The 21,709-nt window shown below is 33.8% G+C and carries 22 protein-coding genes; 20 read left to right on the top strand and 2 right to left on the bottom strand.

Annotated features, from left to right (window positions below; translation table 11 throughout):
* The first annotated feature begins 86 nt into the window (after positions 1 to 86).
* Positions 87 to 1,712: an ABC-F family ATP-binding cassette domain-containing protein gene (locus tag NHG49_RS15130; protein ID WP_000633871.1), complete on the top strand. Its 1,626-nt coding sequence runs from the start codon at positions 87 to 89 to the stop codon at positions 1,710 to 1,712.
* Between the two features lie 528 nt (positions 1,713 to 2,240).
* Positions 2,241 to 4,214 carry a lipoteichoic acid synthase gene (gene ltaS / locus NHG49_RS15125; protein WP_064475603.1) on the top strand — a complete coding sequence of 658 codons (1,974 nt, stop codon included), beginning with the start codon at positions 2,241 to 2,243 and terminating at the stop codon, positions 4,212 to 4,214.
* A gap of 58 nt (positions 4,215 to 4,272) precedes the next feature.
* Here ltaS and NHG49_RS15120 read toward each other — a convergent pair whose 3' ends face one another.
* Complete coding sequence (locus tag NHG49_RS15120) at positions 4,273 to 4,944, bottom strand: TerC family protein (RefSeq protein ID WP_064475602.1); 672 nt, start codon at positions 4,942 to 4,944, stop codon at positions 4,273 to 4,275.
* A 280-nt stretch (positions 4,945 to 5,224) separates the two neighbouring features.
* A complete protein-coding gene (locus NHG49_RS15115) occupies positions 5,225 to 6,052 on the bottom strand; it encodes a peptidoglycan-N-acetylglucosamine deacetylase (RefSeq protein WP_064475601.1) in 828 nt (275 codons plus the stop codon).
* 217 nt (positions 6,053 to 6,269) lie between these two features.
* Here NHG49_RS15115 and NHG49_RS15110 point away from each other — a divergent pair, with 217 nt between their 5' ends.
* From NHG49_RS15110 to NHG49_RS15025, 18 genes are all read left to right on the top strand, one after another.
* The gene (locus tag NHG49_RS15110; RefSeq protein WP_001106983.1) at positions 6,270 to 6,530 is read left to right on the top strand and encodes a hypothetical protein; all 261 of its coding nucleotides are present in this window, start codon (positions 6,270 to 6,272) and stop codon (positions 6,528 to 6,530) included.
* 688 nt (positions 6,531 to 7,218) lie between these two features.
* Complete coding sequence (locus NHG49_RS15105) at positions 7,219 to 8,040, top strand: MBL fold metallo-hydrolase (protein WP_149173529.1); 822 nt, start codon at positions 7,219 to 7,221, stop codon at positions 8,038 to 8,040.
* A gap of 205 nt (positions 8,041 to 8,245) precedes the next feature.
* The gene (locus NHG49_RS15100) at positions 8,246 to 8,635 is read left to right on the top strand and encodes a VOC family protein (RefSeq protein ID WP_064475599.1); all 390 of its coding nucleotides are present in this window, start codon (positions 8,246 to 8,248) and stop codon (positions 8,633 to 8,635) included.
* A 166-nt stretch (positions 8,636 to 8,801) separates the two neighbouring features.
* Complete coding sequence (locus NHG49_RS15095) at positions 8,802 to 9,749, top strand: PLP-dependent cysteine synthase family protein (protein WP_098111963.1); 948 nt, start codon at positions 8,802 to 8,804, stop codon at positions 9,747 to 9,749.
* A 240-nt stretch (positions 9,750 to 9,989) separates the two neighbouring features.
* Positions 9,990 to 10,673, top strand: coding sequence for a DNA alkylation repair protein (locus tag NHG49_RS15090; protein ID WP_098111962.1), 684 nt, complete (start codon positions 9,990 to 9,992; stop codon positions 10,671 to 10,673).
* A 16-nt stretch (positions 10,674 to 10,689) separates the two neighbouring features.
* Positions 10,690 to 11,391 (top strand): nucleotidyltransferase domain-containing protein, encoded by a 702-nt coding sequence (locus NHG49_RS15085; protein ID WP_258126195.1) that lies wholly within the window; start codon positions 10,690 to 10,692, stop codon positions 11,389 to 11,391.
* 15 nt (positions 11,392 to 11,406) lie between these two features.
* The gene (locus NHG49_RS15080) at positions 11,407 to 11,952 is read left to right on the top strand and encodes a GNAT family N-acetyltransferase (protein ID WP_064475595.1); all 546 of its coding nucleotides are present in this window, start codon (positions 11,407 to 11,409) and stop codon (positions 11,950 to 11,952) included.
* 34 nt (positions 11,953 to 11,986) lie between these two features.
* Positions 11,987 to 12,487, top strand: coding sequence for a GNAT family N-acetyltransferase (locus NHG49_RS15075; RefSeq protein ID WP_064475594.1), 501 nt, complete (start codon positions 11,987 to 11,989; stop codon positions 12,485 to 12,487).
* Positions 12,488 to 12,502: 15 nt separating this feature from the next.
* On the top strand, positions 12,503 to 13,024 hold the full coding sequence (locus NHG49_RS15070; RefSeq protein WP_149173530.1) for a DinB family protein: 522 nt from the start codon (positions 12,503 to 12,505) through the stop codon (positions 13,022 to 13,024).
* Between the two features lie 69 nt (positions 13,025 to 13,093).
* Positions 13,094 to 14,032, top strand: coding sequence for a DMT family transporter (locus tag NHG49_RS15065; protein WP_088046647.1), 939 nt, complete (start codon positions 13,094 to 13,096; stop codon positions 14,030 to 14,032).
* A gap of 56 nt (positions 14,033 to 14,088) precedes the next feature.
* Positions 14,089 to 14,499, top strand: coding sequence for a GNAT family N-acetyltransferase (locus NHG49_RS15060; protein ID WP_098111960.1), 411 nt, complete (start codon positions 14,089 to 14,091; stop codon positions 14,497 to 14,499).
* Between the two features lie 301 nt (positions 14,500 to 14,800).
* Complete coding sequence (locus tag NHG49_RS15055; protein WP_149173531.1) at positions 14,801 to 15,991, top strand: DUF418 domain-containing protein; 1,191 nt, start codon at positions 14,801 to 14,803, stop codon at positions 15,989 to 15,991.
* 189 nt (positions 15,992 to 16,180) lie between these two features.
* Positions 16,181 to 16,792, top strand: coding sequence for a hypothetical protein (locus NHG49_RS15050; RefSeq protein WP_064475589.1), 612 nt, complete (start codon positions 16,181 to 16,183; stop codon positions 16,790 to 16,792).
* A 20-nt stretch (positions 16,793 to 16,812) separates the two neighbouring features.
* Positions 16,813 to 18,060: a glutathionylspermidine synthase family protein gene (locus tag NHG49_RS15045; protein ID WP_064475588.1), complete on the top strand. Its 1,248-nt coding sequence runs from the start codon at positions 16,813 to 16,815 to the stop codon at positions 18,058 to 18,060.
* 201 nt (positions 18,061 to 18,261) lie between these two features.
* Entirely contained in the window at positions 18,262 to 19,206 is a 945-nt protein-coding gene (locus NHG49_RS15040; protein ID WP_064475587.1) for a methyl-accepting chemotaxis protein, read from the top strand.
* 377 nt (positions 19,207 to 19,583) lie between these two features.
* Positions 19,584 to 20,384, top strand: a complete 801-nt coding sequence (aacC, locus tag NHG49_RS15035; protein ID WP_141669125.1) for a BA2930 family N-acetyltransferase — start codon at positions 19,584 to 19,586, stop codon at positions 20,382 to 20,384.
* 12 nt (positions 20,385 to 20,396) lie between these two features.
* Positions 20,397 to 21,086 (top strand): phosphopantothenoylcysteine decarboxylase domain-containing protein, encoded by a 690-nt coding sequence (locus NHG49_RS15030; protein ID WP_064475585.1) that lies wholly within the window; start codon positions 20,397 to 20,399, stop codon positions 21,084 to 21,086.
* 137 nt (positions 21,087 to 21,223) lie between these two features.
* Positions 21,224 to 21,697 (top strand): tetratricopeptide repeat protein, encoded by a 474-nt coding sequence (locus NHG49_RS15025; RefSeq protein WP_064475584.1) that lies wholly within the window; start codon positions 21,224 to 21,226, stop codon positions 21,695 to 21,697.
* Positions 21,698 to 21,709 lie beyond the last annotated feature (12 nt).

Genomic DNA, 21,709 nt, shown 5'->3' with positions numbered 1-21,709 from the left:
CTACAATAATTGAGTCGTAATATGCGATTTTTTAAGACAATCGGTGAGAAAACGCTGAAATAAGCGGTATTAGTAGGAGGACACAAATGATTACAGTAAGTAACGTTAGTTTGCGTTTTGCGGATCGCAAATTATTTGAAGATGTTAACATAAAATTCACGCCAGGTAACTGCTACGGTTTAATCGGAGCAAACGGTGCGGGTAAATCAACATTTCTAAAGATTTTATCTGGTGAAATCGAACAATCAACAGGTGATATACATATTACGCCAGGTGAGCGTCTAGCAGTATTAAAACAGAATCACTTCGAATATGAAGAGTTCCCAGTATTAGAAACAGTAATTATGGGTCACACGCAACTTTACAAAGTAATGCAAGAGAAAAATGCCATTTACATGAAAGAAGACTTTAGTGATGAAGATGGTATGCGTGCTGCTGAACTTGAAGGTGAGTTCGCTGAGCTTAACGGTTGGGAAGCAGAATCAGAAGCTGCAATCCTTCTTAAAGGTTTAGGTATTGGTGAAGATGTTCATGATAAGAAATTGTCAGAATTAACTGGTGCAGAGAAAGTAAAAGTATTACTTGCTCAAGCATTATTTGGTAAACCTGACATTCTATTACTAGATGAGCCTACCAACCACTTGGACTTAAAAGCGATTCAATGGTTAGAAAACTTCTTAATGAACTTTGAAAATACAGTAATCGTTGTATCCCATGACCGTCACTTCTTAAATAAAGTTTGTACGCACATGGCTGATCTTGATTTCGGTAAAATTCAACTTTATGTTGGTAACTATGACTTCTGGTATGAGTCAAGCCAATTAGCTTTAAAATTAACACAAGATGCTAATAAGAAAAAAGAAGAGAAAGTAAAAGAGTTACAAAACTTCATTGCACGCTTTAGCTCAAACGCATCTAAAGCGAAACAAGCAACTTCTCGTAAAAAATTATTAGATAAAATTACATTAGATGATATTAGACCATCGTCACGTCGTTACCCATTTGTTGGCTTTACACCTGAGCGTGAAATAGGAAATGACTTATTAACTGTTGAAGGTCTTTCTAAAACAATTGATGGTGAAAAAGTGTTAGATAATGTGTACTTCACTTTAAATAAAGGTGATAAAGTTGCATTTATCGGTCGTAACGATATTGCGATGACAACATTATTTAAAATCCTTATGGGTGAAATGGAGCCAGATAGCGGTTCATTCAAATGGGGCGTTACAACATCTCAATCTTACTTCCCAAGAGATAACTCTAAATACTTTGAGAACAGTGACTCCAACTTAGTTGATTGGTTACGCCAATTCTCTCCACAAGATGAGTCAGAAAGCTTTTTACGTGGTTTCTTAGGCCGTATGTTATTCTCAGGTGAAGAAGTTAAGAAGAACGTTTCTGTATTATCTGGAGGCGAAAAAGTTCGTTGTATGCTATCTAAAATGATGTTAAGTGGTGCGAATGTAATCACACTTGATGATCCAACGAACCACTTAGACCTTGAGTCTATCACTGCATTAAACAACGGTTTAATCGCATTCAAAGGTACAATGTTATTCACATCTCATGACCATCAGTTCGTACAAACAATTGCAAACCGCATTATCGAAGTAACGCCAAACGGTGTAATTGATAAAGAGGCTACTTACGATGAGTTCTTAGAAAATGAAGAACTTCAAAAACAAGTAGATGCAATGTACAAAGGTCAATAATAAATGATGAAAAACCTCGCTCTCTTTATGAGAGCGAGGTTTTTTTATAATCATTGTTTTTATGAATTGTGAATAATTATACAGAAATAACTTTAGCGGTGGAAAGTTATTTTGATGTTGCATATAGAGAAATGGCTACAGCATGAATAAACTATGAAATTCATGAAGGGATGTAATATACACCAAAAAAACTAATGCTATCTATTGTTAAATTCATTATATTACATTAATGTTCCAGAACTGGAGACATATTTATTTGCGAAGCAGTGAATAAAAGTTTATAGTATGTGGTGTCATAATTAGTGGATGGGACATGGGAGAAAACAGAAAATGTTACAAATTTATTTTATTAAATAGAAACCAAGGTCAAAATGTCTAGAAAGAAATAGTTGAATAAATACTAGCTTCAAATTATAATTACTAATATTCTTCATTTAGTTAAACAAACAAAATCTATTTGAAGATAAAAATTGAATAGAGACAGACTTATAAAAAAATAAGCCTTGGATGATCAAAAGAGGTGGAGAGATGAAACAATTACTATTAAAGAGTAAGCGAGTGTTAAGCAATCACTTTGGATTTTTCGTGTTTGCCATTATTTTATTCTGGTTAAAAACATACGCAGCATATGTGACAGAATTTAATTTAGGGATATCCAACACAATCCAAAAGTTTTTACTGTTTTTCAACCCGTTAAGCTCAGCAGTTTTATTTTTAGGGCTCGCATTATTCGCAAAGGGGAAACGTGCTTACATTTGGTTAATTGTTATTAATTTGTTAATGTCTATACTGTTATACGCAAACGTAGTATATTATCGCTTTTTCAGTGACTTTATTACGTTCCCGACATTAACACAAACGAATAACTTTGGAGATTTAGGTGGTAGTATTTTTGCATTGCTACACGTCTATGATCCACTATATTTCTTAGATACAATCATTTTAATTGCTTTAGTCGCAACAAAATTTGCAAGTCCAAAACCAATTCGTGTTGCGAAACATAAATTATCACTAGTATTTGTAGCAGGTATTTTATTATTCAGCATTAATTTAGGTCTTGCAGAATCCGATCGTCCTGAATTATTAACAAGAACATTTGACCGTAATTATATTGTGAAATATTTAGGGGCATACAACTATACGATTTATGATGGCATTCAAAGTGCGAAAGCATCAACAGAACGAGCGTTAGCTGATGGAGATAATATGACAGAGGTTAGAAATTATCTTGCATCAACATATGCAAGTCCAAATCCTGAGTACTTTGGTAAAGGAAAAGGAATGAACGTAATTTATATTCATTTAGAATCATTCCAAAACTTTTTAATTGATTATAAATTAAATGGGCAAGAAGTTACACCGTTCTTAAACTCATTTACAAAAGATGCGAATACGTTATACTTTGATAACTTCTTCCATCAAACAGGACAAGGTAAAACATCTGATGCGGAGTTCATGTTAGAAAACTCAATGTTTGGATTACCACAAGGATCTGTTTTTACAAATAAAGCTCATAACACGTATCAATCAGCACCAGCTATTTTAGGTCAACAAGGATACACATCAGCTGTATTCCACGGTAATTACAAAACGTTCTGGAACCGTGACGATATTTATAAATCATTTGGTTTCAATAAATTCTTTGATGCGTCATACTATGATATGAATGAAAAAGATGTAGTAAACTATGGATTAAAAGATAAACCGTTCTTTAATGAATCAATTCCGTTATTACAAACATTGAAACAACCGTTCTATACGAAGTTCATTACGTTATCGAACCATTTCCCTTATCCAATTGATAAAGAGGAAGCGACGATTGAACCAGCTAAAACAGGTGACTCTTCAGTAGATACGTATTTCCAAACAGCGCGTTATTTAGATGAATCTGTAAAAGGATTCATGGATTACTTGAAACAATCTGGTTTATACGATAACTCAATTATCGTTATGTACGGTGACCATTACGGTATTTCAGATAATCATGGCGCAGCAATGTCTCAAATAATGGGTAAAGAAATGAACTCATTTGAAAATGCACAACTGCAACGTGTACCATTAATCATTCGTGTTCCAGGAATGAAGGGTGGCGTACAACATCAATACGGCGGAGAAATTGATGTTCTTCCGACACTATTACACTTACTAGGTACAGATACGAAAAATTATGTCCAGTTCGGATCAGATTTATTATCACCAGAGCATAAACAAGTCGTTCCATTCCGTAACGGTAACTTCGTAAGTCCAACAGTTACTGCACTGAATGGAAAATACTATGATACAGCTACTGGTGAATCTGTAGAATTAACAGACGAAATAAAACAAAATGAACAAATGGTTCAAAAATCACTGAAATACTCTGACCAAGTTGTTAACGGTGACTTATTACGATTCTATACACCGGAAGGATTTACACCGGTCGATCGTTCGAAGTACAACTATAACCATCGTGATAAAAATAAAACGAAGGTAAAGACGACTGAAGACGGAGAAATGAAATAAATATTAAAAAGCGCTACTCATTTGAGTAGCGCTTTTGTTTGTATATAGAACGTTGTCATTATATAGAAACATCTTTCTTTTTTTGTTTCATCTTTCCAAAGAATACTACACCGGCAATGATAATAATGATAAATGCCCATTTTATGAAAGGATTACTTTCGAAAAATCCAGCGAACCATTTTTCATCTACAATCATTTTCGCGGCAGTATAAGCTAAAACAGCTGCTCCAATTGTAATGATGACAGGGAATCGGTCCACCCATTTTAAAATTAATGTACTACCCCATACTACTACTGGAATGGACACTAATAGCCCGATGATGACTAAAGAAAAATTGCCATGCGCAGCTCCGGCAACAGCGAGAACATTATCAATTCCCATTAACGCATCAGCTATAATAATGGTTTTAATAGCAGACCAAAATCCTTCTTCTGCCTTAATGTCATGATCTTTGCCTTCAGCAATTAATTTGTAAGCGATCCATATAAGGAGTACACCACCAATTAGAAGTAGCCCTGGTATTTTTAACAACCAAACGACAACTAAAGTAGCGAGGGCTCTAATCGCGATTGCCCCGATAGTTCCCCATATAATAACTTTCTTTTGTTGATCTTTCGGTAATCGTCTTGCTGCTAATCCAATTACAATAGCATTATCACCGGCTAACACTAAATCAATTACAATGATGGCAAGTAAGGCTGACAAATATTCAGCTGAAAGAAAATCCATATACACATCACTCCTTAAGAGTAATATGTGCTAAAGTGTTGATAATATAAAAAATAGGATTGAATTTGTATATTCAATCTATAATTTCTTACTGTATTTTGATATATGTTTTAATTTCGTACTAGTCGTTTTTAGAATAACATGTGATGTTACTAAATTAATGTGATTTATATTTTCTATTGATATAAAGGAAGAGGGGGAAATCGAATATACGAGAAGAAATTTCAAAAACGATAAAAAAAGACTCAATAACCTACTAGAGGAAATAGAGTCTTTTTCATTACATACGATTATCGTGCCAGAAGTTTAATGGGAAGTGTTCGTTCTCACTATAACTTTCTAATTCATATCCTTTTTCTTTCAGCCCTTTAATAATTCCTGGTACTGCTTTAACGGATTGTGGATGAATATCGTGCATTAGAATTACTTCTGTTGGCTTGTTAGCTCCATTTACAACGTTTTGTACAATTTTAGCTGATGCAGCATCAACAGGCATTTTGCTGTATGTCCAGTCTAAAGAATCAATTGTCCAATCCCAAACTTTCAACCCATTTTCAACAACTTTGTTACGAAGAGCTTCATTTAATCCTGGCATTGAGCCGTAAGATGGACGAGTTAATACTGGTGATTTACCTAGAACACCAGCGATTAAGCCTTGATCTTCCTTCATTTCATCTACATAACGACCTTCTGTGTAAAGTTTCTTGTAGTTATGAGTCATACTATGCATCCCAACATAGTGGCCTTCAGCATCTTCACGTTTTACAAGGTCAGGGAAAGCTTTTACGTTTGAACCAATTAGGAAAAATGTTGCTTTTGCATTTTCTTTCTTTAACATATCTAAAAGCTCAGCTGTGTATTTTCCAGGACCATCATCAAATGTTAAGTAAGCTACTTTTCTAACTTGCCCATTATATTGTTTTGGAGCTTCTTTCGGTGCAAGAGATGATTGAATTTCACTTACAAGTTGAACAGATTTTGCTTCATCCTCTGTGCTTGCTAGAGCAATATGTGCTGATCCTAAAGCCGCTTCGTATGTAAATAATACCCCCGCGCAAATCAACATAGCCCTTTTTACTAAAGTTGTCATTCGAATTCCATTGTGCATAATTTTCCTTCTCTCTATAAAAGTTCTACTCTACTATATTAGCAATTATAGGGAGGTAATTGCAAAAAAACTTTTTTACAAGTGCAAAAAAGTTTGTTCGAAAATATGCAAGATTTTAAAGGGATGTCATTTTGAAAGAAACGTCACAAATAATTGGATAATTTTAATTATGAGTTGGAAACAATACAAGGGATATTAATTTTAGGAGGTGCTTTAATTGAATTATAAAAAAATGCTTTCAATATTTATGACAAGCATATTTACAGTAGGATTATTAATTGGCTGTAATCCAGCTCCAAAAGACGAAAAGGAGCCAGATCCAACGGAGGAACCTTCTGAACAAAGACAGGAGGAAAAAAATGAAAAACAAGATCCTGCTAAAGAAAAAAATAATGAGTTAAACAAAAAGGATGAACAAGAACCAGATCCAACAGAAGAGCCATCTGAGGAACAAAAGAAGAAAAAAGAAAATGAGTAGGTCTAGATTAATGAAATATGTAACGTGATTTTGTAACAAAGAATACTTTCTAAAACATACAACCACTTTCCTTACTTTATAAAAAAAGTGGTTGTATAAAATTGCATATGCATTTAAATATTTCATGGATTTAAATTTTGTCTTAAGGCTACTTTTTAATACATGTAGTTTGTGATGTTTATTTCCCCTAAAATGAAGCTTGAAATCAATATTCATTTATCTTTACAAACTCTTCAATCATCAAATTAAATTCACCCGATAGTTTTATCAACAAACTTTATGTTGCTACTGCTTTCTGTATTACATCCTTCGTACAGTATAATTACAATTTTTATTATACTCTCTCCTTAATTTAAATCTACTATCCCCCTGATGTGTATTAGTAAGTATTATAGTGATAAAGTTGTAACAAAATCTTTCAATTGCTTCATTTATTTTATGAAGATGTGCTCTTTCTTTTAACGATTAAAGGGTTAAGTATATTAGGAAGTTTTAATATATTAAAAACTCTATTTTCTTCGAAGCAGCAAATAAAAAATTTAAGAAATTAGACTAAAGTGTTAAAAGGAAGGGGGCTAATCATACTTTCGTATTACTTCATTTTCATTCCAATTATTGATTCGAATATTTTTGTTTTCTATTAAAATATTGGTATAAGAACAATTAAATTTAAAAAGGGAGTGGGAATATGGTTAATTATATTTGCACTACATGTGGAGTACAGTATCCCGAAAATAAAGAAGCACCTTCCCGTTGTAATATTTGCAATGAGGAAAGGCAATATGTGAATCCAATTGGGCAGTCATGGACAACATTAGAAACTATGCAAAATAGCAATTTATACAAAAATGAAATAATAAAAGAAGAAAGTGGTTTGTATAGCATTACTACAAAACCTAAATTTGCAATTGGACAAACAGCATTTTTAATACAAAGTAAAACTCTACATGTTATGTGGGATTGCATTAGCTATTTAGATCATAAAACGATCAAGAGTATATATGATTTAGGTGGTATTCAAGCAATAGCACTTTCTCATCCACATTATTACTCTACACAAGTAAAATGGGCGGAAACATTCAATGTACCTATCTATATTCATGAAGATGATAAAGAGTGGGTAGTTCGCCCGAGTAAACAAATTAAATTTTGGTCTGGGGAACATTTGATATTATCGGAAGAACTTACATTGCATCGTTTAGGAGGCCATTTTAAGGGCGGGACTGTTATGCATTGGAAAGAAGGTAACGAAGGGAAAGGAATTTTGTTATCAGGTGATATTATACAAGTAGTTTCCGATCAAAAATGGGTAAGTTTTATGTATAGTTATCCAAATCTCATCCCATTACCAGCGAATAAAGTTAGAGATATGGCAGAGAAAGTAAAAGATATCCAGTTTAGTCGACTATATAATGCATTTCATGGTGTGGTGGAAGATGCGAATAAGGCTGTACAAAGATCTGCTGATCGGTATATAAAGGCCCTGCAAGGAGAACTTTTTCATACGTAATAAAATATAAGGAAGAACTATTTATTTCATCTCAATATTTATATAACTACTTTTATATGAATTTAATACTAAAGTCCTACTATTTATAAACTAATAGGTCTTTCAACTTAGGTAGTTCTCACACTAATGAGGGATATGAAAGGAAATATATGTAACTTATAATAATTACTATAAAGCTTTGGAAAATGAAAAGGAGGAGATTTGCATGAAGAATTGGGTTCAATTTAGAATTGCAAGACCAACAGATAAATTTGAAGAAGTTATAGGTTTTTATGAGACAGGGTTAGGGTTAAAGCGTATAGGAGAATTTCACAATCATGAAGGATATGATGGGGTTATGTTTGGAGTACCGGATGCCGAGTATCATTTAGAGTTTACAACGCACGTTAATGGAAGTCCATGTCCGGCACCGACAAAAGATAATTTATTAGTATTTTATATGCCAAATAAAGATGAAATTGAAAAAATAGTGAATCGATTAAGTAATATGGGCTATCATGAGGTGGAACCAGAAAATCCGTATTGGATAGAGAAAGGGACCACAATAGAGGATCCAGATGGTTGGAGAATTGTGCTTATGAACGCATTTGAATAAAGAAGCTCTTTTCGTATGTAATGGAGTGTAACAAAATGATTTAGTCATAAATCCCTACAGCATTTGTAGGGATTTTTATATAAAAAGATTTAGCCAAGAGAGTTATGAAAATGTAGAAAGTATTTTAGCTAAAAATAAATATGATTTATGTAGGAGGAATAGAAGTATGACATTAAAGCATTTTAATGAGTTCGCTAAAAATGTTGGGAATACACCTCTCATTAAATTAGAATGCGAAGAAACGAAGGATCTTTCTGTTTATGCTAAATGTGAATGGCACAACCCTACAGGATCGATTAAGGATAGAGCCGCACTTGGAATGATTAATAAATATTTACAAGAAGCGGACAAAAAACAACCTATTTTAGAGTATAGCGGTGGAAGCTTAGCGAGATCAATTGGCTATATTTGTTATTGTTTAGGAGTTCAATGCACGTTAGTTTTAAGTTCTGGAACTTGTAAATCACTACTAAATGAACTTAAACATTATGGAGCTAATGTGATTTTAGTTGATAAATGTATGGGTTTTTATGCAGTAATTGAAAAGACAATTGAGATTAGCAAACAAAAACCAGAGTTATACTTTTTATTCCAACATTATAATAATGCAAATCTATTAAGTCATATAGAAGGAACAGGACGAGAAATTATTACACAAATGAATGGAAAGCCAATACACGCATGGGTAGCATCTGCTGGTACTGGTGGAACTCTAATGGGGGTCTATAAAGTAGTAAAGAATTATACAAAAAAAGCTGAGCTACATTTAGTAATGCCTGCTGAATTGCCTTATGGTTCCGAACAACCACCAAATGATTTAAAGAAATATGCAGGATCAGGTGGATTCGGCCTAGGAAGGAAACAACATTTCATAGAACAGGAAGACAATTTGATAGAAAAACAATGGACATATTCATATGAAGAAACCTTGTATGAAATGGCACGTTTTTATAATGAAACTGGTATGAAAATAGGAACGTCTGCGGCAGCGAATTTATTAGCTGCTAAACAAATTGGAAAAGAAAAAGGTGCGAATTTTAATGTAGTTACAGTTTTTCCGGACGCCGGGTCTATAGAAGAGTGGTCAGATGTAAAGAGCTTACAACAAATATAGAGAAAATCAGACCAATAAAAGTTCTATCATATTCTATTTCTTACAATATGAGAAATTGAAGAAATGAAAACCTGTATATGTAAAATGTACAGGTTTTTCGTGGTTGTTTTAGTTATATATAGCAACTATAAAATTTCACATACCGTATTTAAAAAATACATATAGGAAAACCAAAAAGTAATGTAGAATATATCGTACATATATATATGAAGTCAACATAAAAGATAAAGAGGTGGGCATATGTTACTTGAAGAAGTAATGCAACTACTAGAGGAATATGGAACAGAACAAAATCGTAAAACGTATAAAAACCACGGAGCGAAAGAACCACTATTCGGAGTTAGTTTTGCTAATTTAAAATTGTTAAAAAAGAAGATAAAAAAAGATCATGATTTAGCAATTTCATTATGGAAAACAAAAAATATGGATGCAATGACTTTAGCAACAATGATTTTAGATCCAAAGAAAGTTACGACAGAACAGCTTAATAAATGGGTACAGGAAGTTGATTATTATTGTTTAATGGACGTTTTGATGACGGCTATTTGTACGTCGCCAATCGCGATAGAAAGAATGGAAGAATGGACAAAGTCTGATGATGAATGGATTGGAAGAGCTGGCTGGTCTTTATTAGCAAATATAGCGATTAAAAATAAAACGTTACATGATGATTTCTTCTCTCCGTATTTAGAAGAGGTTAAAACAAATATACATAATGAAAAAAATAGAAAAAAAGAAGCGATGAATAGTGCTTTAATCGCGATAGGAATTCGTAATGAAGACTTAGAGGGAAAGGCGATTGTAATTGCACGTGAAATTGGAAAAGTACAAGTTGATCACGGGGCAACATCATGCAAAACACCAGACGCAGAGCCGTATATAAAAAAAGCGAGAGAAAGAGCTGAAAAAAAGAAAGTGAAATAAGAAAAGGGGAACGGTTATGAAACCAATGGAAGCGGCACAAAGCATAATTACATCACAATTTCCGAATTGTGATGTAGCTTTACTGGGAGGAAGCGTTGTACGAGGAGAAGCGACAAAAACATCTGATCTGGACATTGTTATAGTTGATCAAAATTTAACGTCTTGTTATAGAGAATCTTTCTATAGTAATGGATGGCCTGTTGAAGTCTTTGTACATAATTTTGAAACGTGTAAAACCTTTTTTAAAATGGATTGTGACCGAGGGAGACCTTCGTTACCACAATTAGTTTCAGAGGGTATTGTATTGAAAGGGGAAAATGAAATTGTTGAGAAATTAAAAAGTGAAGCAAATGATTTACTAAATAAAGGGCCAGCTAAATGGACGGAAGAAATGATGAAGCAGAAACGGTATTTTATTACGGATACTTCGGACGATTTTATTGGTGCATCAAAAAGAGAAGAAGAATTGTTTATCGCGAATTTATTAGCTGATTTATTACATGAATATGTATTAAAAGTAAATGGTAAATGGCTTGGAAATTCAAAATGGTTTATAAGGGTACTTAGAAAATATGATGAACAATATGCAGACCAATTTGTAGCGGCGTTCGATCATTTTTATACAACGGGAGAGAAAAGAAAATTAATTACTTTTGTAGAAAAAACGCTAGAACAGTACGGAGGAAGAATGTTTGAAGGGTTTTCTATAGGAAAATAAAAAGGGGATAACGCAATGAATGTACCATACGTTCAATTAAGAGAACTGACACTAGATGATGTAGAAGAGCGATATCAATGGTCATTAGATAAAGAAGTGACAAATCATTTAGTTGTACCAGATCAATATCCACCGTTCACTCGTGATGATACGAAAAAGTGGATTGAAGCATGTATAAATCGAAAAAATGGTTATGAACAAAGAGCTATAGTAACAGAGAACGGCATACATATTGGATGGGTAGACCTTAAAAACTTTGATAAAACAAATAAAAATGCAGAACTGGGAATCGCGATTGGTGATAAAGAGTATTGGGGTAAAGGATATGGATTAGCAGGTTTATATAGTATGTTACATCTAGCATTCATTGAATTTGAATTAGAGAAAGTTTGGCTACGTGTAGATGAAGATAATTTTCAAGCTAGAAAGAGTTATGAAAAGGCTGGTTTTATTTGTGAAGGATTAATGAGAAATGATCGATTACGTCAAGGGAAGTTCATTCATCGTTATCGTTATAGTATGTTAAGAGAAGAATACGAATCTTTAAATGGTAGCTTATAAAAATATTATGTTAACTAAAAGGGGCTGGAGAAATATGATTCGATTACTTACGAAAGAAGATGCGAAAAAATATTGGGATTTACGTTTACAAGCATTACAAATAAATCCAGAGGCATTTGTAACAACTTATGAAGAGGCGATTCGTCAGGAAAATCCTATTAAACGAGTGGAAAGTAATTTAACAGCTACTACTAGCTGTACATTTGGTGCTTTTAATGAGGATTATCAATTAGTTGGAGTTGTCACTTTACTAACAGAAGAGAAAGAGGCGTATAAACATAAAGGTCATATCGTTGCGATGTATGTAGATGCTGACAATCGAAGAAGTGGTTTTGCACGTGAGTTAATACGTAAGGCAATTGAAAGAGCAAGAGAACTGAACTTGGAACAATTAACATTAGGTGTTGTGTCCACAAACGAACCAGCAAAAAAATTGTATGAATTAATGGGCTTTAAAACGTATGGGATTGAAAAGAGAGCTATAAAAATGAATGGTGTGTATAGTGATGATGAACATATGGTGTTGTTCTTTTAATGGGGGGAGTTTAGTATGAAAGATCTCCATTTAGAAAAAAATATGAACCCGCAAGTAGCGATTTTGTATGCGACGGTTACTGATACATTTAAACGATTGCAAAAGTTAGTAGAAGGTACTGATGTGAAAGAACTGTCCTTCAAAGGGTCAGAAAATAATGAAAATAGTATTGGGCAACTACTTCAGCATTTAGCAATAGTCGATTTACACTGGGTGTACCGTTTAAAAGGAGAGGAAGTTCCACCGAAACTTGAAAATAAATATGGACCAATGTTGAATGAAATGGGAGGATTGCCTAGTTTAAGAAAGTATAAATTACAAGAATTAATGCAAGACTATGAAGCGGTGCAACATATGTTTTATGAGGAGTGTATGGAACTAACAGAAAATGATTTAACAAGGGAAGTTTTTTATGAGAAGGGAGAAACTGCGACTATAAGGTGGGGAATATGGCATATAGCCGATCATAATCGGTACCATCAAGCTCATATTAGTCAGTTAAGAAAACTATATAGAGCTAGAATAGATGCGAGATGAAGATTTCGAATTTTAATTATATTTAATTTGTTGTATAGTATAAGAAGAAACTAAACAAGGGGTTTTATAATGAAAGCTATTGCAGTAGGGATATTGGCATCATTTTTCTTTGCCTTTACCTTTGTTTTAAACCGGGCGATGGACTTAGAAGGTGGAAGCTGGATTTGGAGTGCTTCATTACGGTACTACTTTATGGTTCCAATGCTTTTACTTATTGTCATGTATAGAGGGAACTTAAAGCAACTCTTTCAATATATGAAAAATAATCCGAAAGAATGGTTAGTGTGGAGTATCGTTGGGTTTGGTCTCTTCTATGCACCACTTAGTTTTGCCGGAGCTTTTGGACCTGGTTGGCTTGTTGCATCAACATGGCAAATTACGATTGTCGCAGGAATTTTGTTAACACCATTTTTTGCAGCAGATCCATTACATAAAAAACTTCCAATGAAGGAATTAGTTATGTCTGGGGTTATTTTATGCGGTGTTGTACTCATGCAAGTAGAACATGCTTCTTCATTAGGAATTCGAGAAACTGTTTTATGTGTAGTTTCTGTACTTATTGCAGCGTTTGCGTATCCTCTTGGAAATCGAAAAATGATGCAAGTTTGTAAAGGCGAATTAGATGTATTCCAGCGAGTTCTTGGTATGACATTAGCAAGTTTACCATTTTGGTTTTTACTATCAGGTTATGAAGTATCAACAGGCGGATTACCGTCAAGTGGCCAAGTTTTCCAATGTTTTATTGTAGCAGTTAGTTCTGGTTTAATCGCGACAGTACTATTCTTCTTTGCGACAGATCTTGTAAAAGATGATCCACAAAAACTAGCAACAGTCGAAGCAACACAGTCCGGTGAAGTTTTATTTGCGCTAGTAGGAGAGCTCATCTTGCTATCTGCGCCAATTCCGTCATCTTTATCTTGGATCGGAATGAGTCTTGTTATTGTCGGAATGATACTACATAGTTATGTAGCGGTCGTTGTGAAAAAAGAAGAAAAAATAACGGCGTAATGAGACTAGCTCTTTATACAAAGAGCTAGTCTTTTTTCATGGAAAGGGATGTAGAAATGAATTTGCAACGCGTGGAACAAATTGAGAAAAATCCAATTTTAAATGTGTTACAGTATGCAGTCGGGCCAAGCGAAACTAGCTTAAAGAAAGCAGTTTTATATTATGAAAGTAGTAAAGGGACTTTGTACAGATATGAAGAAAAGGCTTGTATAGGTATTGAAATAATCGGAGCAAATAAAGCGAGAATATGTCACATAGCAGTCGCTCCACAATATCGTAATAAAGGAATTGCGTTGCAAATGATAAAAGAAGTAGTAAAAATGCTTCAATTAACTTATATAGAAGCAGAGACAGACAATGAGGCAGTAGAATTTTATAAAAAAATTGGTTTTCAGGTTAAAAGTTTAGGAGAAAGATATCCGGGGATTGAAAGATTTCATTTGTATTTTAAAAATAAAACATATTAAAATCATCTTAGAATATAATATCCGGAATAGGATTTGAAGAAATAGTTCGTTTTATATGTATCCTGCTATTTGTGGACAGTAAAACTCCCACCTCAAAATTCGGCTGGAGTAAGGAAGCTAGGTGGAAGCCCTGAAGCCAGTAAACGCCAATTGGTACGGGGATAATAATCAGTGCGTGGATGAACAAAAGCTCCACTGATTAAAGTTTCACTTTATTTTTTCTAATTTTAATAGCAACTAGTTATTAGTTTTTGACAAAAATGTAAAAAAGGTTAGTTGGTGCTAAGGAAGGAAGTAAAATATGAGTAAATCAATAAATAATGGCGCAATTGAGAAGAAGCGTGCAGTCTCATTAGATTTAGCAAGAGGTACTATGTTACTATTAATCGTACTTGCCCATGCACCGCTTTACTTGTATGCTGCAGATCCTGGAATTATGCATAGGGTGGAAAGCGGAAGTTTCTTTGATCAAATTGTAAACTTTTTTGGTATATTCATAATTGATAACCGTGCTAGAGCGATGTTTGCCGTATTATTAGGCTACGGTTTGGTTCTAGCACTTGAAGGGCAAATATCAAAAGGGAAAAATGAAAATCATGCTGTGAAAATTGTAAGAAGACGCTCTTTGTATTTAATACTGTTTGGGGTTGTGTTAGCAGTCTTAATTGGAGGGCAAGATATTCTTATGGCCTATGGCGTAGCGGGGCTTCTTGTTAGCCCGCTATTAAAGTGTAAAATGAAAACATTAATTCGAACATTTACGATTATCACTATATTGTATATCATTTTTATTCCAATAATATGGGGATTTAATATGCAAGCAATAGGTGATTACGGTTTTTCACCAGATGTTTCAGCAAAAGACACGTATCTAAGTACTATAATGTTACGATTACTTTTCTTTCCTGTTATACCTGTTCTCATCCATTTTATGTTCCCAATTCTTCCTTCGGTAATTCTTGGTTTGTGGATTGCTAGATATCAGTTATTAATAAAACCAGAGCAACATTTGAAAAAATTATATTATATAACAATTATAGGATTAGCAATTTCCTTAATAGGTGCTTTGCCTCTATCTTTTATAGGGACTATATGGTATCCAAGTGTATTTACAGCTGGAATGATAAATGGAATCCATATTTTAACTGGAATTGTTGGAGGATTAGCATATGCAACGGGTTTCGGTATAATAGGGAGTAGATTAAAAAATCTAGGGTACTTTAGCCGTTCATTAATTGCTCTAGGAAAGCGTTCATTAACATTTTTTGTTTTGAATGAGGCACTGCTTGTTATACTTTTATCACCTGTAGCATTTGATTTAGGAGGGCATGTAAGTAACGCTTTTGCTGCATTGATAGCTATAAGTATTTGGATATTGTCTGTCCTATTAGCTACAATAATGGAAAAAAACAATCTGAATGGACCATTAGAGATTTTATTGAGACGTTTAATATATAAAAATAAAATAATTGAAAGACGACCTGGGTATTAGGTCGTCTTTCAATTTATTTTAATCTATAAACAAAATTATAATCTAATGTTAGTTTGTTTTTATTTATGGAATAAAAAGCATAAAATATGCAAATGTGCATATAGGCTTTAGTTTGAAAAAATTAACAGATACATTATATAATAAAGGTATCTGGAAAAATATAGATAAAAGAAATTAGGTGTATAACACATGAGAATGGATAAGAGTAAATTTATAAAAATTGCTACTTCAATTGGGGTGTCATCATTTTTATTAACTGGGTGTGGTGATTATGAAGAAGAAACTGCACAGAAAGAAAGTACCGCTGTTAAAACAGATGGTGCAAAGCAAGGCAATGAACAAGAAGCTTTACATTGTGATGATAAAACTCCTACCAATGAAAATGTAGAAAATGATGAGTTATGCAAGGAAATTAATCCATCGTTTTCATCGTATAATGAAAACTCACATTTACCGATACTGCCATTCGTAGCAGGATATTTATTAGCAAGCAGAACTTCAAATATGAATTATACAGCAAAACCCAATGTAATGAAGAAACCGTATGCAAATAATATTATTCCATATCGTGAAAAAGACCAAAGTAGAACTGGTGGCAGCGGTGGTGGAGGATACTACGGTGGAACTAACAGTAACAACAATAATTCTTCCAATAAAGTAGATTTAAACAAACAACAGCCGAGTACATCAAATAAAGTGACGCCAGATACAAATACGCCGAAATCATCTACTACTCAAACGCCGAAAGTGAATTCTGGTTCAAGTGGAATTGGAAACGCAAAAGCGCCAGCCGGATCATAATACGAAAGGATAATAGGATCATGTATACAGAACAAGAGCAGAAAGAGTATATGAAAGTATGGTTTTCACTTGCGGAAGAGGTTGGTCGAAATGGATTTACGTGGCCGAGTCTTTTAGAGAAGGAAGAATGGAATCAATATATGGCAACAAGTATGTATCGTATGCCAGTAAAAACTTATACTGCTATTTCAAAAGCGACAGAGGAAATTATGTACGTGTTATATAGAACGTATCAATATATTGTAAATACGACAGAAGATTTTCAAAAACTAGGATTTCCAGTTGAAACGTGGGAAATTGCGAGAATGAAACATACTGGATTGTTTTCATATTTTACAAGGTTTGATTTTATCGTAAATGGTGAAGATATTAAATTAATAGAAGTAAATTGTGATACACCAACAGGTTATTTAGAGCCGTCTGTCGCGAATGAAGTGTTGTGCCGTTATCACGATGTGAACCATCCGAATCATATAGAAGAGCATATTGTACAGGCGTGGGAACAAATTAAACATGACTATAATATAAGTCCTATAGAGACGATATATTTTACTAGTTATGATTGGCACGATGAAGATCATCAAACAGTTCAATTTTTAAGAAGCTATTGCTTAGATCAATCAACGGACTATTTAGGTATACAAGATATCGTCGTTGCAGATGATGGTATATATACGCCGAATGGTGAACGAATTCATTATTTATATAGATTATATCCAATTGAATATTTAGTTTCAGATACTGATAAAAATGGGAAAAGAATTGGACTTCAATTTTTAAATCATATAGCGCAAGGAAGAGTGAAAATCATTAATCCACCTGCTGCTTTCCTTATGCAAAATAAAAGTGTACTCGCATTAATTTGGCAACTGTTCGAAGAGGGAGTTTTTTTTGAGAAAGAAGAGCGAGAAATCATTCAGAACTACTTCTTACCAACATATTTTACAAATAAACCGTTTATAGAAAGAAATGAATCATATGTTTCTAAACCTTTATACGGCCGTGAAGGCGGAGGGGTATCTATATACGAAAATGACGAACTATTAGCTGAAGATAAAACGGAGTATTACTTTGAACAACGAAAAATATATCAGCAATACATAGAAATGCCTGACTATACAATTGACACATGGGATGGTCCGTATACTGGTAAACTATTAATTGGCTCACACTGTATTAGTGGGAGAGCCGCTGGGTTATTTTTACGTGTAGGCGAGAAAATTACGGGAAACTTATCGATGTTTACTGGGGTTACAATTGAAGGATAAGAAATATATGAAAAAAAGCATTAATGGTAGAGCACTTTGAAATTAAAAGTGCTCTTTTTATTTTGAAAAAATATTATTAAAGATCGTTGATATATATAAATTAAAGCGGGACGAATTATATAAATATTAGTATAATTCGATAGTGGTATATTTAATGCGAGATGCTATGATATTTAATTTTTTTGAAATGGGGAAAAGCATATGAAGAGTGATCATATTTCAAAAACTACTTCACTTAGTACACAAGTATTAAATCAAGGGGAGGTACTTGCTGCATTAGAACGTTCACTAGCTATGATTGAGTTTGATCCCTATGGAAAAGTAATATGGGCAAATCATAATTTTGCATATGCAATGGGCTATGAAGTGGATGAACTATTAAACAGTCATCATCGTCAGTTTTGTACTTCACAGTTTGCTCAAAGTCCAGAATATGATATCTTTTGGAGAAATTTTCGGAATGGAGTCTCATTTCAAAGGAAAATACAGAGAATTACTAAACAAGGGAAAATTATATGGCTAGAAGCGACATATACCCCTGTTGTAGATAAGAATGGAAAAATTCAAGCGGTTATTAAAGTCGCTACAGATATTACTGCGCGTGAGAATGGGACGGCTAAGGTAACATTTGAATTGCAAGAGATGGCGGAAAATCTAAAGGAACGTGCGCAAGAAGGGATTAAGCGTAGTCATATTGTTTCCGCGGCTATTAAACAAATAGTCGAACAAACTAATGACAATATGAAGTTATTACAAGAGCTTAACGTACAAACTAATATGATACGCGACATGGTGAAAACGATTAATGAAATTGCCACACAAACTAATTTATTGGCCTTAAATGCTGGAATTCAGGCCGCCCATGCAGGTACCTATGGTAGTGGTTTTAATGTTGTTGCAAATGAAGTTCGTAATTTAGCAAATAAAGTTAAAGCCGTAACGAAAGATGTACACTTTAATGTAGAGAATATAACCAAACAGGTACAAAAGATTAGTGCAGGGACCCTTCAATCAGAAAAGAGAGTTACTGAAAGTTACTCATGTATAGAACAAGCAGTTCATGAATTCAATGGTATTGGTGAAGCGGCCCAGAGACTTGATACACAGGCAAAAACTATAGTAGAGCAACTACAAGGGCAAAAATAAGTTCAAATGTTCCTGAAGTTCGAGATTTAAATACATAAATTGAAAACTTTTTATAAGAAACACATTTTAAAATTAAATATGCCATTTTTCGGTTGGAATGGGGCGTCGTTCTCTTATAAAAAAAGAATCACTAACATAATATGTGATTCTTTTTTTCGGTGTTATATTTGTAATTGATTTGAAAAATATTTTTGTTTATTGATAAAAACTACATGTTTGTAAGAAATGTTAAACGTCCTTGCTATATATATTAAAAAACAATTTGTTTTTATAGTTCGCTATTTTATAAATATGAAAAATGATTAAGTTAAAAATTAAGAAAAATATGATAATATATGTATGTATTAGTTTTAAAAAATGGGGGAACAATCGTGAAAATGAATGACATAGTGGCAAGTACACAATTGCCAAATACAATCAAAACAATTACAAATGATTTAAGAGAATTAGGGTTAGAAAAAGGAATGACGGTTATTGTGCATTCTTCGCTAAGTTCTATTGGCTGGGTATCTGGCGGAGCAGTTGCGGTAGTAGAGGCGTTAATGAAAGTTATTACGGAAGAGGGAACAATTATTATGCCAACACAATCTTCGGATTTATCTGATCCGAAACATTGGTCAAGACCACCTGTACCTGAAGAATGGTGGCAAATCATTCGAGATAACGTCCCGGCGTTTGAACCACATATAACACCAACAAGGGCAATGGGAAAAGTAGTTGAATGTTTTCGTACATATCCGGATGTAGTACGCAGCAACCATCCATTAGGAAGTTTTGCTGCATGGGGAAAACATGCAGAAGAAATAACGATGAATCAGTCGCTATCAATGAGTTTAGGAGAGGAATCTCCATTAAGAAAAATATATGATTTAGACGGATACATATTATTAATTGGTGTTGGATATGATTCCAATACGTCTGTACATTTATCTGAAGTACGTACTGGTGCATGTGAGTTAATAAAAGTAGGCGCACCTATTTTAGAAAATGGTGAAAGAGTATGGAAAGAGTTTGTTGATATGGATTACGATTCTGATAAGTTTGTAGAAATCGGTGTAGAGTTTGAGCGAAAAGGAACAGTAACAAATGGAAAAATAGGAAATGCAACGTGCCGTCTTATGAAGCAACGAGATATCGTTGACTTTGGAACAGAATGGTTTCGTAAGAAAAATCAGTAAGGGATGGTTACAATGAAGGGGAAAAAGGTATTAATTACGAGTGGTGGTTGTTTAGAGAAATGGGACCAAGTACGTGGGCATACGAATATGGCAAAAGGTACAATTGGAAGAATAATCGCGGAAGAGCTTATAAGTAAAGGAGCACATGTTATATATTTACACGGTTATTTCGCTGAGAAACCGAACGATGTAAATAATCAATTAGAATTACACCCGTTTGAAGGAATTGTTGATTTGCAAGATAAAATGAAAAGTATCATTACGCATGAAAAGGTCGATGCGGTCATTATGGCAGCGGCTGGATCAGATTGGGTTGTAGACAAAATTTGTGATCAAGATGGTAATGTTCTTGATATGAATGGGAAAATCTCAAGTGATATAGCGCCAATTATTCATTTTCAAAAGGCTCCAAAAATATTAAAGCAAATAAAAGAGTGGGATCCAGAAACCGTACTCGTTGGCTTTAAACTTGAAAGTGATGTAAATGAAGAAGAATTGTTTGAAAGAACGAAAAATAGAATGAAAGAATCTAAGGCAAATGTAATGATTGCAAATTCACCGCATTCTTTATATTCACGCGGAGCGGTGCACTACGTAATTGGACAGGACGGTAAAGGAAAGTTATGTAATGGGAAAGATGAAACGGCGAAAGAAATTGTCAAAAGGTTAGAAGTACTATGTAATCACATTATTGCTTTATAATTTTAAGTATTTGGATAAGAGTGAATCCGCATAGTATATATAGGTAAGCGAAACTTTAATTTATGGGAATTTTACTTTTACACAAATGTTAACCATTCAAGATGGATACATAAAATAATTGGTGAGGAGTGGATTCTATGGAACATTTATTAAAGCAAGCGATTAAACTAAGAAATGAAAAGAAATATGCGCAATCTAGAGAGATACTTATGGGGTTAACCAATTTTACGCGAGACGCAGAAGTGCTTTTTCAATGTGCCTGGATACATGATGTAATGGGGCTTGAAACAGAGGCTGTGCCGTATTATGAACAGGCAATTGCAAATGGTCTTGATGGGGAGTCGCTTTGCGGTGCATTTATCGGTCTTGGCAGTACATATCGTTGTATAGGTGAGTATGACAAAGCAATTACTGTTTTAGAAACAGGTTTGCAGCAGTTTCCAGATAATGATGTGATGAAAGTATTTTTGTCATTAGCGAAATATAACGTAAACGATCATGAATCCGCTATGAAATTATTACTTGAAACAGTCGTAAAAGTAGAAGAAGTTAAAGAATTTGAACGTGCTATTTCATTTTATAAAGACCATTTAAATGAGGTTTTTAAATAGAGGAGTGAAAGT

This window comes from Bacillus sp. IBL03825 (genome assembly GCF_024712505.1).
GTDB lineage: Bacteria > Bacillota > Bacilli > Bacillales > Bacillaceae_G > Bacillus_A > Bacillus_A wiedmannii.
The sequence above is the reverse complement of the archived record's forward strand: the minus strand, read 5'-3'. Positions and strand labels throughout refer to the sequence as shown.